The 16,333-nt window shown below is 39.2% G+C and carries 10 protein-coding genes, 1 tRNA gene and 1 pseudogene; 4 read left to right on the top strand and 8 right to left on the bottom strand.

Annotated features, from left to right (window positions below):
- Nucleotides 1-180 precede the first annotated feature (180 nt).
- The gene (tsaD, locus tag FHX64_RS08225; protein WP_183413572.1) at nt 181-1,203 is read left to right on the top strand and encodes a tRNA (adenosine(37)-N6)-threonylcarbamoyltransferase complex transferase subunit TsaD; all 1,023 of its coding nucleotides are present in this window, start codon (nt 181-183) and stop codon (nt 1,201-1,203) included.
- An 86-nt stretch (nt 1,204-1,289) separates the two neighbouring features.
- Here the strand turns inward: tsaD and nifJ are convergent.
- The 7 genes and pseudogenes from nifJ to FHX64_RS08190 all read right to left on the bottom strand — a co-directional run.
- Nucleotides 1,290-4,841: pseudogene (nifJ, locus tag FHX64_RS08220) on the bottom strand (pyruvate:ferredoxin (flavodoxin) oxidoreductase); the annotation flags it as partial.
- 63 nt (nt 4,842-4,904) lie between these two features.
- Entirely contained in the window at nt 4,905-6,086 is a 1,182-nt protein-coding gene (locus FHX64_RS08215; protein ID WP_183413297.1) for an AAA family ATPase, read from the bottom strand.
- Between the two features lie 207 nt (nt 6,087-6,293).
- Nucleotides 6,294-7,613, bottom strand: a complete 1,320-nt coding sequence (locus FHX64_RS08210) for a DUF4270 domain-containing protein (protein WP_183413296.1) — start codon at nt 7,611-7,613, stop codon at nt 6,294-6,296.
- 213 nt (nt 7,614-7,826) lie between these two features.
- The gene (locus FHX64_RS08205) at nt 7,827-8,642 is read right to left on the bottom strand and encodes a glycogen/starch synthase (RefSeq protein ID WP_183413295.1); all 816 of its coding nucleotides are present in this window, start codon (nt 8,640-8,642) and stop codon (nt 7,827-7,829) included.
- Nucleotides 8,643-8,764: 122 nt separating this feature from the next.
- On the bottom strand, nt 8,765-10,393 hold the full coding sequence (locus FHX64_RS08200; protein WP_183413294.1) for an alkaline phosphatase family protein: 1,629 nt from the start codon (nt 10,391-10,393) through the stop codon (nt 8,765-8,767).
- A 39-nt stretch (nt 10,394-10,432) separates the two neighbouring features.
- Nucleotides 10,433-11,626: an Lnb N-terminal periplasmic domain-containing protein gene (locus FHX64_RS08195; protein WP_183413293.1), complete on the bottom strand. Its 1,194-nt coding sequence runs from the start codon at nt 11,624-11,626 to the stop codon at nt 10,433-10,435.
- Between the two features lie 19 nt (nt 11,627-11,645).
- Nucleotides 11,646-12,797: an iron-containing alcohol dehydrogenase gene (locus FHX64_RS08190; RefSeq protein ID WP_183413292.1), complete on the bottom strand. Its 1,152-nt coding sequence runs from the start codon at nt 12,795-12,797 to the stop codon at nt 11,646-11,648.
- Nucleotides 12,798-12,980: 183 nt separating this feature from the next.
- Between FHX64_RS08190 and FHX64_RS08185 the strand changes: the two genes are divergently transcribed.
- Nucleotides 12,981-13,997: a glycoside hydrolase family protein gene (locus FHX64_RS08185; protein ID WP_183413291.1), complete on the top strand. Its 1,017-nt coding sequence runs from the start codon at nt 12,981-12,983 to the stop codon at nt 13,995-13,997.
- 191 nt (nt 13,998-14,188) lie between these two features.
- Entirely contained in the window at nt 14,189-14,674 is a 486-nt protein-coding gene (locus tag FHX64_RS08180) for a YajG family lipoprotein (protein WP_183413290.1), read from the top strand.
- Between the two features lie 67 nt (nt 14,675-14,741).
- Here FHX64_RS08180 and FHX64_RS08175 read toward each other — a convergent pair.
- Nucleotides 14,742-14,813 (bottom strand) — tRNA-Thr (locus FHX64_RS08175).
- 196 nt (nt 14,814-15,009) lie between these two features.
- Here FHX64_RS08175 and FHX64_RS08170 point away from each other — a divergent pair.
- Entirely contained in the window at nt 15,010-16,326 is a 1,317-nt protein-coding gene (locus tag FHX64_RS08170; RefSeq protein WP_183413289.1) for a SpoIID/LytB domain-containing protein, read from the top strand.
- Nucleotides 16,327-16,333 lie beyond the last annotated feature (7 nt).

The following is a 16,333-nucleotide window of genomic DNA, read 5'->3' as shown; positions in this document are numbered from 1 at the left end:
GTCAACAAAAATCGTTAATTTGATATTATGCAAAGATACGATTTTATCATGATTCGTACAGATAAATCACTGCAATTAACATACATAGTTTGGAGAGTTTTAATTAAATACATCCGCGTTGAAAAAAGCAGTACCTTTGTTTTCTGGAATCGTGAATTTAAGTTTGATTTTATTCTTTCAATGAGAACAATTATTTTAGGTATTGAATCGTCTTGTGACGATACTTCTGCTGCTGTCATTGCAGATGGTATTTTATTGTCGAATGTTATTGCAAATCAGGATGTGCACAAGGCTTATGGAGGAGTTGTCCCGGAATTAGCGTCACGTGCCCATCAGCAAAATATTATTCCGGTGGTTTACGAAGCTTTAGAGCGTGCAGGAATAACTTCAGATCAGTTAAATGCTGTTGCCTTTACACGGGGACCTGGTTTAATGGGATCTTTATTGGTCGGAACCTCTTTTGCTAAAGGATTAGCTTTGTCACTAAATCTTCCATTAATCGATGTTAATCATTTGCAGGGACACGTTCTTGCTCATTTTATTCAGGAAAAAGACCATGATTTCGCCCCTCCGGCTTTCCCTTTCCTTTGTTTGCTTGTATCTGGAGGTAATTCTCAAATTGTTCTGGTGAAGTCCTATTATGACATGGAAATCATTGGACAAACAATTGATGATGCTGCTGGTGAGGCTTTTGATAAGTGCGCGAAAGTGATGGGCTTACCTTATCCGGGAGGGCCTGTTGTCGATCGATTGGCTAAAGAGGGAGCTCCAGATGCTTTTGTGTTTAGCAAACCTCAAATTAAAGGTTATGATTATAGTTTTAGCGGGTTAAAGACATCTTTCCTGTATACAATCCGGGATCACCTTAAAGAAGATCCATTTTTTATTCAAAGGCATACTAACGATCTGTGCGCTTCATTGCAAAACACGATTATTGAAATCTTGATGGAGAAATTGCGTAAAGCTGCTTTTGATCTAAATATCCGTGACGTTGCTGTGGCTGGTGGAGTTTCTGCAAATTCTGGCTTACGGAAGGCTTTTGTCGAACATGGAGAAAAATATCATTGGAATGTGTTTATTCCTAAATTTGCTTTTACTACCGATAATGCCGCAATGATTGCAATAACAGGATATTATAAATATTTGAATAAGCAGTTTTGTGATATTGACTTACCTCCTTTTTCCAAAACAACGATTGCCTAATAATATTTCCATTACTTTTTAAAACGATAAACCCGCCTATATCACTATACGCGGGTTTATTATTGGTTTCAATTAAAGAGAGTTTCCTATTCAGTAACGTATACTTCTGCAGCAAGGCGTTTGTAAGAATTGTAACGCCATTTTGCATTGACTTCTGCTGCTTTAAACAATTCTACTGCTTCAGTTGGGAATTGTTTCATAAGTGATGTGTAACGAACTTCACCTTGCAGGAATGCTTGGAAATTATCCCAATTAGGTTCTTTAGAATCAAGAGTAAACGGATTCTTACCTTCTTCTGCTAATGCAGGATTATAGCGCCATAGGTGCCAGTATCCACAAGCTACAGCATTTTCTTCTTCTTGTTGTGTTTTGCCCATACCACTTGCTAATCCATGACTAATACACGGTGAATATGCAATAATCAGTGAAGGCCCATCGTACGCTTCTGCTTCGCGAATAGCTTTTAATGTTTGTGCTTCATTCGCGCCCATGGCTATTTGTGCAACATAGACATAACCATAAGTAGTCGCCATTAATCCAAGATCTTTTTTGCGGATACGTTTGCCTGATGCTGCAAATTTAGCAACTGCTCCCACTGGAGTAGATTTTGAGGATTGTCCTCCTGTATTCGAATATACTTCAGTATCAAGAACCAGAATATTAACATTTTCGCCACTTGCAATAACATGATCTAATCCTCCATACCCGATGTCATATGCCCATCCGTCACCACCAATAATCCATTGTGATTTTTTGATCAGATATTGTTTTAATGTAAGAATGGTTTTGCAGATTTCGCAATCACATTGTTCGAGTAAGGGTAATATTTTTGCTGTTAATAATATTGTTGCATCAGCGTCATTATATTTTGCCAGCCATTCCTGACTCAAGGCTTTAAATTCTTCTGAGCAATTTGTGCAGGAAGGCACTTCTTTCATTAATTCAATTAAGCGTTCACGGATTTTGCGTGTTGCGATTGCCATTCCCATTCCATATTCTGCGTTGTCTTCAAACAATGAGTTGGCCCAAACGGGTCCGTGTCCATTTTCATCAGTTGTGTAAGGCGTTGATGGAGCTGATCCTGAATAAATGGATGAACAGCCAGTTGCGTTTGCAATCATCTGCCGTGATCCAAAGAGTTGAGAAACTAATTTTACATAAGGGGTTTCTCCACAACCAGCACATGCTCCTGAGAATTCAAAGAGAGGAGTCGCAAATTGTGAGTTTTTGACATTCATCTTAATGTCAACAAGAGATGCTTTGGATTTTACTTCATTGCGTAAGAATGTCCAGTTAGCTTGTTCGTGTAATTGGCCTTCCAATGGAACCATTTCGAGGGCTTTACCGTTTTTGTTTCCAGGACAAACATCAGCACAGTTTCCACAGCCAGTACAGTCAAGTACGTCAACTTGAATACGGAACTGCATATTTTCGAATTGCTTTCCGTTTGCTTTTAGCGTAGCAAATTGAGGTGCTTTTGCCTGCTCTTCGGTATCCAAAACAAATGGACGAATTACAGCGTGAGGACAAACATACGCACATTGATTACATTGAATGCAATTTTCAGATTTCCAGATTGGTACATGTGTTGCAACGCCACGTTTTTCGTATGCGGAAGTTCCCATATCCCACGTCCCATCTTCACGACCGACGAAAGCAGAAACAGGAAGATCGTTCCCTATTTGGGCGTTGATTGGACGAACAATATTGTTGATGAAAGCAGGAGCATCGAGTGTTGGCAATGTGAATGTTCCTTCGAGTGCAGCCCATTCTGTAGGAACTTCAATTTTGGTAACTTCACTTCCACGATCTACTGCGGCATAGTTCATATTGATTACTTTTTCTCCTTTTTTGCCATAGGTTTTTACAATGAATTTCTTCATTTGTTCGACTGCCATGTCATAAGGAATAACGCCAGTAATTTTGAAAAATGCAGATTGTAAAATCGTATTGGTACGGTTACCTAACCCAATCTCCTGAGCAATCTTAGTAGCATCAATGATATAGAATGTAATATTATTTTTTGCCAGATAGGCTTTTACACTATCTGGGAGATGTTTTTTTGTTTCTTCTGCATTCCAGATTGAATTAAGCAAGAAAGTTCCTCCTTTTTTCAATCCACGTAAAACATCGTATAAACGCAGGTAAGCTGAAACATGGCAAGCTACGAAATCCGGTGTGTTTACCATGTAGGTAGAGCGAATAGGATTGTCCCCAAATCGTAAATGAGAACAAGTGAATCCTCCAGATTTTTTTGAATCGTATTCAAAGTAAGCTTGGCAATATTTGTTTGTGCTCTCGCCAATAATTTTAATTGAGTTTTTATTTGCACCAACTGTTCCGTCAGCACCCAGTCCATAAAATTTTGCTTCGAAAGGACCATTTTCAAATACAATTTCTTCCTTTTTAGGTAGCGACGTAAACGTTACATCATCCACAATACCAATGGTAAAACCATCCTTGGGTTCTTGTCTGCTTAAATTTTCATAAACAGCTAAAATCTGTGCAGGAGTTGTATCTTTGGAAGATAAGCCATAGCGACCTCCTACAATAACAGGAGCGTTAGGTGTACCGTAGAATGCGTCCTTTACATCTAAGTAAAGAGGTTCGCCAACTGAGCCTGGTTCTTTTGTGCGATCGAGTACTGCAATGTTTTTAGCTGTAGAAGGAATTGCAGCTAATAAATGTTTGGTGGAGAACGGACGGAATAAGTGAACAGCTACTAACCCAACTTTTTCTCCTTGTGCTGTCAGATAGTCAATAGTTTCACGGATTGCTTCGGTTACAGAACCCATTGCGATGATTACACGATCAGCATCTGCTGCGCCATAATAATCAAATAAATGATAACGGCGTCCGGTTACGCTTGCTAGTTTTTCCATGTACTCATCCACAATACCAGGAACTGCTTCATAGAAAGGATTGCATGCTTCTCTTGCCTGAAAGTAAATATCGCCGTTTTGAGCTGTGCCTCGTGTTACAGGATTTTCTGGATTCAATGCACGCTTGCGGAAAGCACTTAAAGCATCCTGATCAATAAATTGAGCAAGATCTTCGTTTGATAAAGCTTCAATTTTTTGAATTTCGTGAGATGTACGGAAGCCGTCAAAAAAATGAACAAAAGGTACTCTTGATTTTATGGTAGCTAAATGGGTAACACCTGCCAAATCCATTACTTCTTGTACTGATCCTGTTGCCAACATGGCAAATCCTGTTTGACGAACAGCCATAACGTCCTGATGATCTCCGAAAATAGATAGGGCATGAGCGGCTATCGCACGTGCAGAGACGTGGAATACGCTTGGTAATAACTCGCCTGCAATCTTATACATATTTGGGATCATCAGCAAAAGACCTTGCGAAGCTGTGAAGGTTGTTGTCAACGCTCCGGCTTGTAATGATCCATGTACCGCACCGGCCGCTCCTGCTTCCGATTGCATTTCTTGGACTAAGACAGTTTCGTTGAAAATATTTTTTCTTCCATTAGCGGCCCATTCATCTACATATTCAGCCATAGTTGAAGATGGTGTAATAGGATAAATGGCAGCCACTTCGCTAAACATATATGCAATATGTGCAGCAGCTTGATTCCCATCACAGGTCAAAAATTTTTTTTCTTTTGCCATAATTGTAAGATTTATTGATAATTACTTTTCCTTGTTTTTCTTTTGCGTTAGTCACTGTATTTTTTCTCTCTTGGTTTAGTATAAAAAGCCAAACAACCATAATGGAATAACATTACTTTGTCCCACTTCGATTTTATCGGTTGCATAGTAATTTTCAGGCTTTATCTTTTGTCTATATGTTGTATCATTAATTACAAAAGGCATTTTTCCATCGATTAAAAATTGAGCTTCTTTTTTTCCTTTGTATACTTGATGGTCTTTATAAAGAGAATTATAGAAAAATGTTTCTCTTTGTGCCTGAACATTGACATTTCCCGGGCTAATGGCATGCATTAGATTTGTGTTTTGCATATATACCATAGCTGGTTTTTTGGGAAAAGATTCTCCTTCGTTATAAAGCAGATTTAAAAGCCTTGCCTCACTTAAGTATTTTATATAGTGCATTATAGTAGCTCGTGATATATTGATTTCGCTACTAAGCTGACTAACATTTAATACCGTTGGAGAGTCTTGAGCTACTAAATAAAGGAGTTTCCGGATTTTAGGTAAATATTTAAGCTCTATTTGTTTGATAAATAGGACATCTACTTCCAGCATCATATTCATGGTTTTCAATAGATTTTCCGAAAAATTACGTTTCTCGAGAAAATAAGGAGCAAATCCATGATGTAAATAGTTTTGGAAATAGGCTAATGGCTTCACTTTCGAAGTAATTTCAGTTGCAATCTGGCGATGATTGTTGAGAATGTCATTTAACGAATACGCCTGAAATTGCTTTTCTGTCATCAGGTTTAAAAATTCACGAAATGAAAATCCTCGTAAATTATATGGCTGAACGATATCACGAATAGGAGAATTTTCATCTTTCAACCGCATAACGGAAGAGCCTGAAAATATAATATTTAAATCAGGAACACGATCGTAGCATTCCCGCAATGCAGCTGCCCAGTTGGGTAGTTTAAATACCTGATCGATAAGTAAGGTTCGTCCTCCGATTTTTGCAAATTCATCTGCAAAATCAGCTAACGAATGAGTTGTGAAGTAAAAGTTATTCAGATTGATATAAAGGCAAGAGCGATCATCGGGGCCAAAGTGTTGTTTTGCGTATTCGAGTAAAAATGTTGTTTTGCCGACTCCGCGACATCCTTTGATGCCAATTAAACGATAATTCCAGTCAATCTCGTTCATTAATAATCTTTGAACTGGAGACTTGACGTGTTCTACTAAATATTTGTGTGTTCTAAAAAATGCTTCCACCTCAATTATTTTGGGGCAAAGATAAGTCTATTTTGACAAATTGACAACTCGACATTGCAATTATAATTATTTTTTACTCTTTTGTCCTGCAGATAAAACCTTAATCAATGAGGCAAATGGGAACAAAATAATGCTAGACGGTTATTTCCCCGAATGTAAAAAAACAGCCACGTTCAATAGTTTTATCTTATGCGTGTCTGTTAAAGACTAAAATCCATTATAAACAACTTCTAAGCGTAAAGGAGAAACGCTCTTGCTAGTGCGTAAGACTACTGCATTTAAATTTACTTTTGGGGCTAAACCTGCAATATAACCTGCCGCCGATCTTGAAGTTATACTTACGGGAATAACTAACAATTGGTCAGTAGCAGGTGGGTTCGAGCTGCGGAGTTCTCGGGTCAGATAACTTGACAGATCAAAACTATAATAATGATCGGTTGAGTTATATGCAGCCGTAATCAACGTGGTATCTCCAACCCGGAAGGAGTTGATTTTTGTCTTTGGAACCAATACTAAATAGCTTGGAATGTGCATTACGTATGCATCAACTGTGTCCCGTTCAGTAACTTCCATCCGTAGTTCAGCATGGTTAATGCTATTGACTTTGCCACTCCAACGAGCTTTAATCCGATTGACAATGCGTGCGACGGGAATATTCACTTGGGTATAGATTCCTGCCGGTGCACAGATATAAGTAACACTATCCGGCACAGCTGGTATTTGTGAGATATCGGGGTGTGTGATTCGATTTATCTGTCGAACGTCTTTGCTGGCTGGAAATACTAATCCTGAGGTTAACGTTGTGTCTTTGTTGTTTATAAAAGCATTATAATGGAAATAAAGTTCCATGTATAAGCGATTTACATACCAAACCGCTCCATTCCCATAATCAGATGTCAGATAAATGCCTTTAAAATAATTGGTGAAAGTGCTTTGACTATCAAACGCACCATTGCTTGCTGCATTATAAAATTTCTGCACTTCTGCTTGGGAGAATTTGTATGTAAGATGGGGTTGGTATGTAGCAGAATCAGCAACTGTATCGGGAATTGCAGCCATGATACGATTCCCTAAAAGAATATTCTTGCTACAGTAGTCTGCAATGTTTAGATCTGTATAATACGTTGTATTATAACTCAAAGGAGTACCATCCATTTCGTATGCACTAATTCGCAAAGGAGACTGTGAAGCTCCAAACCAATTATTGAATAGGATGTATAATGACAACGAATCCGGATGTGCTCCTGCTGGAAATTGAAATCCAATCGGACAGGTGAATTGAGCCAGTATTTCACCTTTAGTTGTTCCATACTTAGGGTCATAGTAGTTGCCTAATAAGAAAGTATCGTTTGGGGAAACCATATTGGGAACGATGTAATTGGAAGTGCTAATACCAAAGGTATCTGTTCCCACAGCAATTAAATCTCCTGAGGGACGTATGGATAGACCTAAATCACTTGATGAATCAGTACATGATGATACAATCACCATGGCAACAATTGCTATAACAGAAAGAAAATATTTCATCTGAAAGTAATTTATTTGTTTAATAGCCTGATTCTAATATGTATTCTATCTTATTTATTTGGAGATAGAATAAGCTTATATCATGGCAAATGTATTTTTAAGTTTAAAACTCGCTTGTAACGTGCATATGTTTTGGAGGTCTATTGTTATACTCCTGAAATATGCTATGGTTTTGATTGTGATTTAGATCCTTGTGAATTATCTGGAACTGCATTATAAAATTGACTTATAGAGCTCGATGTAAGCGTCTGTATAGTTATCAGGTGCTTGGTATGGTAAAAAAGGACGATTTGTTTTTAAGGTAATATAGTTGACTAAATTTTCTTGTATGGTTTGACTTCCCTGAATAACAGCATCTGAAAAGTCAATAGCCAGTTTAGTAACAGCGTTGAAATCTATAGGATTATTTTTAATTGCGCTCAAATACTCTTCTTTTACTCCATCAATACGTAGTATTTCTCCATAGTTTTTCTGAAATGGAGTGTTGAATTCATCGTTATATATGGAATAAACCATCTTTGCATTGCGAAAACATGGATCGTCCGAATAAGCATGTTTGATATATAGTGGGACGAGTGCAGTCATCCAGCCGTGGCAGTGAATAACATCAGGTGTCCAGCGTAATTTTTTTATAGTTTCCAATACTCCTCTGGCGAAAAAAATAGTGCGCTCGCCATTGTCTTTATATTCGATGCCATTTTCATCCGCCAAAATATTCCGACGGTGGAAATAATCTTCATTGTCAATAAAATAAACTTGCATACGCGCAGCTTGCAAAGAGGCTACTTTGATAATTAACGGATGGTCAGTGTCGTCAATAATAATGTTCATCCCGGAAAGCCGTTGTACTTCATGTAATTGGTTCCTTCTTTCGTTAATTGTTACGAATTTTGGCATGAAAGCTCGAATTTCGTTTCCTCGATCTTGTACTGCTTGTGGTAAATAACGACAAAGTGTGGCAATTTCCGATTCAGGAAGAAAAGGTGTAATCTCCTGTGTAATAAACAATACCTTGATAGCTTCCCTCATGTGTTTAATTTAGCGTGATGTTAGTCAAAAAAATCAATACAAAGGTAGATAAAAAAATTTATTTTACCACACAAGCTTTTGAGCTGGGAAAATCACCCTTTGGACTATTTTCTATGTTAGAACTATTTACTATGGTTCCAGCTTTCAGAAGGTTCATCTTTGCGTTTTAGCATAATGGGAAGACCGATGTTGGCATTCGGTGCTTGAGTCTGCAAGAGCCAGCTAAGGGTTGGTGCCAAATCAGTAATTGATTGACTATTTATAGTTTGAGGCAATATGCCATCTCCAAAAAATAACAAGGGCGTATAGGATGATTTATCATTGTCAATGGGTAGAATATGTCCCTGATTGTCAGCTTCGACCCATCCTGGCATGAGTGTGAATACAACATCTCCGGAACGATGTTTATTGAAAGAATTTTTCATGCGGGACGCTTCGTCGTTTCCGTTACTATTGGCAGCCATAATTTGTGTCGCTGTCAGTGCCGTTTGTATGCCTTGTAAGTCGAGCATGAAATTGGCACAACGTTGTTCTATCTCGTTCAATGAAATTCTTTTTTGTTCAATAGCGGCATGATCGAGATATATGTTTTTGTCATGACAACCTAACACCCACTGGTGCTGTCCATAGATAGCCATCAGATAAAGATTAAGAAGTGCCATAGATCTTACTGGGACAAACTGTCCTGATGGGATGTTGTAATTTTGTAGCGTTTGTTGTTGATGCGGTTCGCCCTGAGTTCCGGTCAATATGATTACAGTATGATTTACTCCTACATAACTGTCTATTTGATTAATTAAATCAGCCAGATTATTGTCTAAGCGGAGGTACATATCCTCTTTTTCCGCTGAAGCCAGTTCATGAGAGGGGTCTCCTGCCACTTGTACGGTATATTCAAGCCCCAAAAAATCAGGATAGTCGTCTTGTCCCAGATGTTCTTCTGTCATCGCTTTAAGTGCTAAATTAGTAACTAACGTATTTACAAAGGGAGATTCTTTATAGTTAGCAATATTTTCAGTCATGGAGGAACTGTTATTCGTATAATCAAATCCATGAGTTGAATTCGGATGTTTAGCTGGGAAAAAATAGGTAGAGATGTTGTATAACGGTTGCCATTCTGTTTTAATTCCGTCTTCAACCCAGTGATCCATATTAGCCTGATCAGCCCAATGGGGCAATCCTGCAACAAAATAATTGCTGGTAGCTAAATTTGGTGTTGTATTATTAATCCAGACAGCGCCATCACCGGCATGACCGGCGAGCATCATGGTCTCTGCCGAGTGAATTCCAATGGCAAATACTTTTGATTTTCCTCCGGTATTCATCTTCAATTCATCAGTACATGTTGATGCTAGTAGCGGCTGTAGCGAGAGTGCGTCACTTGTTCCGATGCCATTATAATTGTTGTCTTCCAGGCAGGGTTGGGTGTCGTTGGTCGCTTTGTTATAAAAGGTATTTCCTACGATGCCGTGATAAAAAGGTGTTGATCCTGTTACCAAAGAGGCATAATCGGCTGCCATTCCGGTAGATAAAATCGGATAATAAGCATGATTGCAAACAGCTCCTTGTGTATACAACCGTTTGAATCCTCCTTTATTCAGGTCGTTCCAGATGGTCATGACGTGTTCTGACTGGAGACCGTCTATCACAATGAAGACAACTAGACGGGGCTTATCGGGTTGATTAGCGGCTGTTAAGGGGAAAGCGATAAGTTGCAACAAAATTACGAAAGGCAGAAAAAGCTTAGTCATTTGATGGTTTGAATTGAAATACAACAGTAAAACGCGAAATTAAGCGGATTTGATTTTTGGCCTGATATATTCTTTTCGCAAACGTAAGTACATTGCAGATCGAAGTCCTAATGTTCCAATCCATAGGATTTGACTGAACAGAAACGTTTGTGGTAAATAAAACAGTCCCCCAAAGATAAAAATTACACACGCCAAAAATAGATATTGTAAATAGAAAGCGAATCTTCGCAATGATTTGAAAGGCAGGAATAATACAAACATCAGATCAAGTGGATTTGCCCACACGAGGTTCCAGTTATGTGAGACAAATGGATGTAGGGAAAAGAAATTCATATAAAACAGGACGATGCCTACTATTCCCGTTAAACCGAACAAAATAGCATCAAACCAAAATGAGATTCGTTGTCTGCGTTTATCGATCGATGAAAGATACAAAGCAAAAAGCAGTAATATTCCAAAGATCCAGGGAATATAGTCGAAGGGTGGATTATGTTGATGTCCGACAATTTTCACGGGTTGCGAAGTTGCAATTACCAATGGAACTTCTATACTGTCCCTTTTAATCATTGCGGTGGCATAGGCTTGCATTAATCGTTCAGGCAGAAAAAAGCTTTGTTGAAGGGTCGCCACCTGATCTGCCTGAGCTCCGAATAGCAAATGAATTCCGAACGAAATAGCAGGCTCATCTGCAGTGTATTGATCAATCATTTGCTGGAATGTTTCATGATCTTTGTCTATGGAAGGAGCAAAAATTAACTGTCCATCAATCGACCTGGCAATCATATCCCGGGGGCGGGTGGCACAATTGTCGAAAGCAAAATTGTAGCGGTAATAGCGATTTTGTGGTTCATAATTGACCAGTAATGCATCGAAAAGAGCCTGTTTCTCAGTTTGCTTTAGATTTAACACCTGTTCCCACATGTTGATATGCAACATCCGGTATTCCAGCATAAAATCGGGAGTATCAACAGCGCCAATCTGATAGTCAGTTTCTCCACGGACGAATTTATAATAAAATCCGGGAGTGTTATAATCAAAATAACCGTAGTTAAAGCTTACATCAATATGATTGACAGGATCATAAATTCGAATAGCAGAATGACCAAATTTGGAATATAATTCTTCTCCCGGACCACATGTAAGGAGGCTAATACGGGCAGAATCTGATAAAGTAATGGCTGTTGCCTGCGAAGCAAGCAACAGCAAGAAAAAGGATATTAAAACATTACGCATTTGTTATCCACAATTCAAATTACAGGCATCCATTGAGTATCTCGCGGATCACATCAGGCGTAATCAGTTGTTTTTCTCCAAGTTTCCATCCTCTTTTGGCAAACCGGTCAACAATAGTGTCAAAAGATTTATTGTCAATGTTATATTCGTGAAGTTTGGTCTTAATGCCAAGGTTTCGGTAAAATGCCTCTGTTTTGTCAATTGCAGCTTCAATGCGTTCTTCTTCAGTCCCATGTTTGATACTCCAGACGCGATCTGCATATTGTAAAAGTTTGGTTTTTTTATATTCTTTAGTTGCACGGAGCAAAGAAGGTTCTATGATGGCTAACGTCACTCCGTGGTCAAGACCAAACAGGGCGGTCAATTCATGCCCAATCATATGTGTAGCCCAATCTTGTGGAACTCCCATGGAAATGAATCCGTTGAGAGCCATAGTGGCGCTTAGCATAAAATTGGCACGTAAGTCATAATCCGGCTCGTCATTAACCACTTTTTCTCCAATTTCGATCAATGTTGATAGAATACCTTCCGCAAACCGGTCCTGAATCATTGATTCGGACGGGTAGGTGAGGTATTGTTCCATTACATGTACATAAGCATCAACTACTCCATTGGCCAATTGACGCTTGGGAAGAGAAAAGGTTACTTCAGGATCGAGGATGGAGAATTGCGGGTATGTTTCAGCAATAGCAAAAGCCAGTTTTTCCTGAGTTGCTTTTTTTGAAATGACTGAGCCGTTATTCATCTCCGAACCGGTTGCAGGCAAGGTGAGCACTGATGCAAAAGGCATTGCATGCTGTGCTTTTGATGGGTTGAGCATAAATTCCCAAGGATCGCCATTGTATAGCATAGCGGTGACAATGAATTTTGTACCGTCAATTACAGAACCTCCTCCGACAGCCAGAAAGAAATCAATGTGATGTTCTTTTGCTAAAGCAACTGCCTGCATTAAGGTTTCATAAGTTGGGTTGGGTTCGATACCTCCGAATTCGATGACGCTAAACTGGCTGAGCGCGGCTTTTACCTGATCGTAAACACCATTTTTTTTGATACTTCCACCCCCGTAGGTCATCATGATTCTTCTTCCGGCAGGAATTTCGGCAGCTAATGATGAAATGGTTCCTTTCCCAAAAATAAGCTTTGTGGAATTTTTGAAAACGAAGTTATTCATATGTATACTATTTAAAGGATTATATTGTTTACTGATTTTTGTGGTGGGCTAATTTTTGATAGCGTCATTCATTATCACGATACATCAGCTCTCTTGGTTTGAGTGCAAAGATACATTATTTTTCATGGTGGCTGTTCGTAAAAAAGCGATACTTTTGTAGTTCCAAATTTTATTACTTGAAAGATGCCACGTCAACATACTGATGAGCACGTATACTATTCTGAAGAGGGTATGCCTCTTTTCTGGACTTGGATTGAAGATTCCCCCTATGAAAATTATGACCGGCTTTTTAAACTTTATGCAGCCCATGGTGTGCGGGGAATCCAGTTTAAAGGTTCTGTCCCTGCCATAGAAAAAGTTATTCCGGTTGCTCAAAAATATAACATCGATTTGTATGTTTGGTGGTGGGTGATGAATCAACCTGAAGTTGCCAAGCAGCATCCGGAATGGCTTGATGTGAATGCTGAAGGATTTTCTTTGTCTGAGAAAAAGGCTTATGTAGATCATTATAAATTTTTGAATCCCGCTATTGATGATGTACGAAACGAACTGTACCGTCAGGTGAAATATATTTGCCAACTGGATGGTATAAAAGGAGTCAGCCTTGATTTTGCGCGCTATGTGGATGTGATTCTTCCTGTGAAATTGCAGCCAAAGTATGGCATTGTGCAAGATAGGGTATATCCGCAATGGGATTATGGATATCACCCGGTGGCTATTGAGAAGTTCAGAACTTTACATGGATATGATCCGCGTATGCTGCCTGATCCTTCCCTGGATGAACAATGGCTCTCATTTCGGTTGGAGCAGGTGGCCGAATGTGTAAAGGGAATTGCTGAAATTGTACGTGATAATCAGCTGAAAATATGTGCGTCTCCGTTTCCTACGCCATCAGTTGCGAAACACCTTGTGATGCAGGATTGGCAAAGTTGGCAACTGGATTTTTACTTGCCAATGGTTTATTATAAGTTTTATAATCAAACTACAGATTGGGTTTATGTTACTACGCAGGAAAATGTGTTGGCAGTTCAGCCTGCATCTGTTATCACCGCAATATACGTGGAAGATATCTTACAAGACGAAGTCGATGTTCGAACAATGATTCGGAATGTAATGGACAGCGGATCGTCCGGTCTTGCCTTTTTTGGCATTCCCGATCCTGGTTTTTTAAATGCATTGGCAACGTTCAGAAAAAAGTAACTTGACCAGATTAAAACAAAGCTAACAAGTTTTTGTTCAATATAAATAATTCAAAATAATAACCGGATTATTCGGAATATTCAGGTTTTGAGTGAAGAATGGCTATCTTTGTGGATGAGCATTTGTGTATTTATTCCTTCATCTTTTTGGCACTTTTTTTATTATAAGTATTCATTTTTAAATCGCATTCAATGAAAAAACTACTATTTGCTGCTGCCATTTTAGGCATTGTTATGCTCAACTCGTGTATGCAAACAAACACTCAGAATGATATAGCACCTCAAATTCAATATGCTAGTAATCCTACGCTTAACGGAGTTGCTATTTCCAATCTGGATACATTGACCGTAGGCGATACGCTCTTGCTACCGCTTGCTCTTTATGGCTATTACAATCCGTTAGCCAGTCTAAAGGTGACGAATGATACTGCCGTATCCAAGATATCATTCCCAGGGATTTCAGCTTTAGGAAGTATCATTCTTTCGAACGATTCTACTAATTTAGCTAACGGATATCTTTATTTTGGAGCAGGAACTTTTTCTTCGGTGCAGCTCGTCCTGCAATATGTTCCGACTAAACCAAGCACGACAGCTACGCTGAAGTTTATATTATCATCGACTTCGACCTATTCACCGGCTACAGCCCAATTGTCATTACCAGCTAAGGCAAAATCGTGAATTTGCAGGATACAATTGATTAAAAAAATCCAGGAATACATGTTTATGATTCCTGGATTTTTTTTTGAGCCTCTCAAGGGATTTGAACCCTCGACCTGCTCATTACGAGTGAGCTGCTCTACCGCTGAGCTAAAGAGGCAAAATTGGAGCACAAAAGTAGTTCAAAAAATAATAGCTGCCAAATTTTATCCACTTTCACTTTTATGTTTGTTGTTTAGATTTCGTTGCGCTAATGTCTGTGATTGTTGATCTGTTACACAAATATTGTCATTTCTCTGTTTCTCAGCCTTCCAAAAATCGCTATCTTTGTTCCTTTCAAATTTATACTTACTTCTATGTCCGAGCCGATTGTAAATGTAGGAATTCTGGAACAACCTGTATTAGAGTTTGCCTTCCATGGCGATTTTGAGTGTTTATCCACAGAGAACAAAGTTTATGGAAAATCCAGAGCTTCGTTTCGGGACGGTAAGATTGAATGGGAAGGCGCTCTTTACAATGAGCTGGTCTTTGCTCCTGTGTCGGATTCTACTTCATTTTTTGAGATTAAGAATGTGATTATTGGCATCAATTTTCATTGGGAACGTAAAGAGGATCAACAATTCAAGGGAGGGTTGAAGATCGTGACAGATGGGGATAAGTTAGTTGCCATCAATCAGATTGGAGTCGAAACATATCTTACCAGTGTCATTTCATCCGAGATGAGCGCTACCAGTTCGCTTGAACTGCTTAAGGCACATGCTGTGATTTCCCGTAGCTGGCTTTTGGCGCAAATAGAGAAAGCCAAAGAGATGCAAACTCAAGCAGTACATTATGACGCTTGTGTGCGAACGGAAGAAAGCCTGATCCGGTGGTATGACCGCGAAGATCATACACTTTTTGATGTATGCGCAGATGACCATTGCCAGCGTTATCAGGGAATGACGCGTCAAAATAAGGTGGTTGCCCAGGCAGTGGAAGCTACTTGGGGCGAAATTCTGGAATATGACGGGAAAATTTGCGATGCCCGTTTTTCGAAATCATGCGGGGGCATTACCGAGTTATTTGAAAATTGCTGGGAACCGGTATCTCATCCCTATTTGACGGTATTGCGTGATGTCGCTGATGAAGATAAAATGACAGATCTGACAGTTGAAGCCAATGCTGAACAATGGATCAGAAGTGCGCCAACGGCATTTTGCAATACAAATGATCCTGATATTTTGAATCAGGTATTGAATAATTACGATCAGGAAACAACAGATTTTTACCGTTGGACGGTTTTGTATTCGCAGGAAGAGATTTCTCAATTAATTACCCGGCGTACCGGCATTGATTTCGGGGTTATTCTGGAGTTGATTCCTGTCGAACGGGGAACTTCCGGGCGGCTGATTCGCCTGAAGATTATCGGATCAAAAAAGACGTTGATTATTGGTAAAGAGCTGGAAATACGCAAGGCACTTTCTACATCGCATCTTTACAGTTCGGCGTTTGTGGTTGATACCTTTGATCGGGTGGATGGAGTTCCGCAACGGTTTGTCCTGACGGGGGCAGGATGGGGACACGGCGTAGGCCTTTGTCAAATCGGAGCTGCGGTAATGGGTGCAAAAGGGTATACATATAATGATATTTTACTGCACTATTTCAGAGGAGCTTCATTGGTGAAAAAATATTAGCAGGTTT

The organism is Microbacter margulisiae, assembly GCF_014192515.1.
Classification (GTDB): Bacteria; Bacteroidota; Bacteroidia; order Bacteroidales; family Paludibacteraceae; genus Microbacter; species Microbacter margulisiae.
The sequence above is the reverse complement of the archived record's forward strand: the minus strand, read 5'-3'. Positions and strand labels throughout refer to the sequence as shown.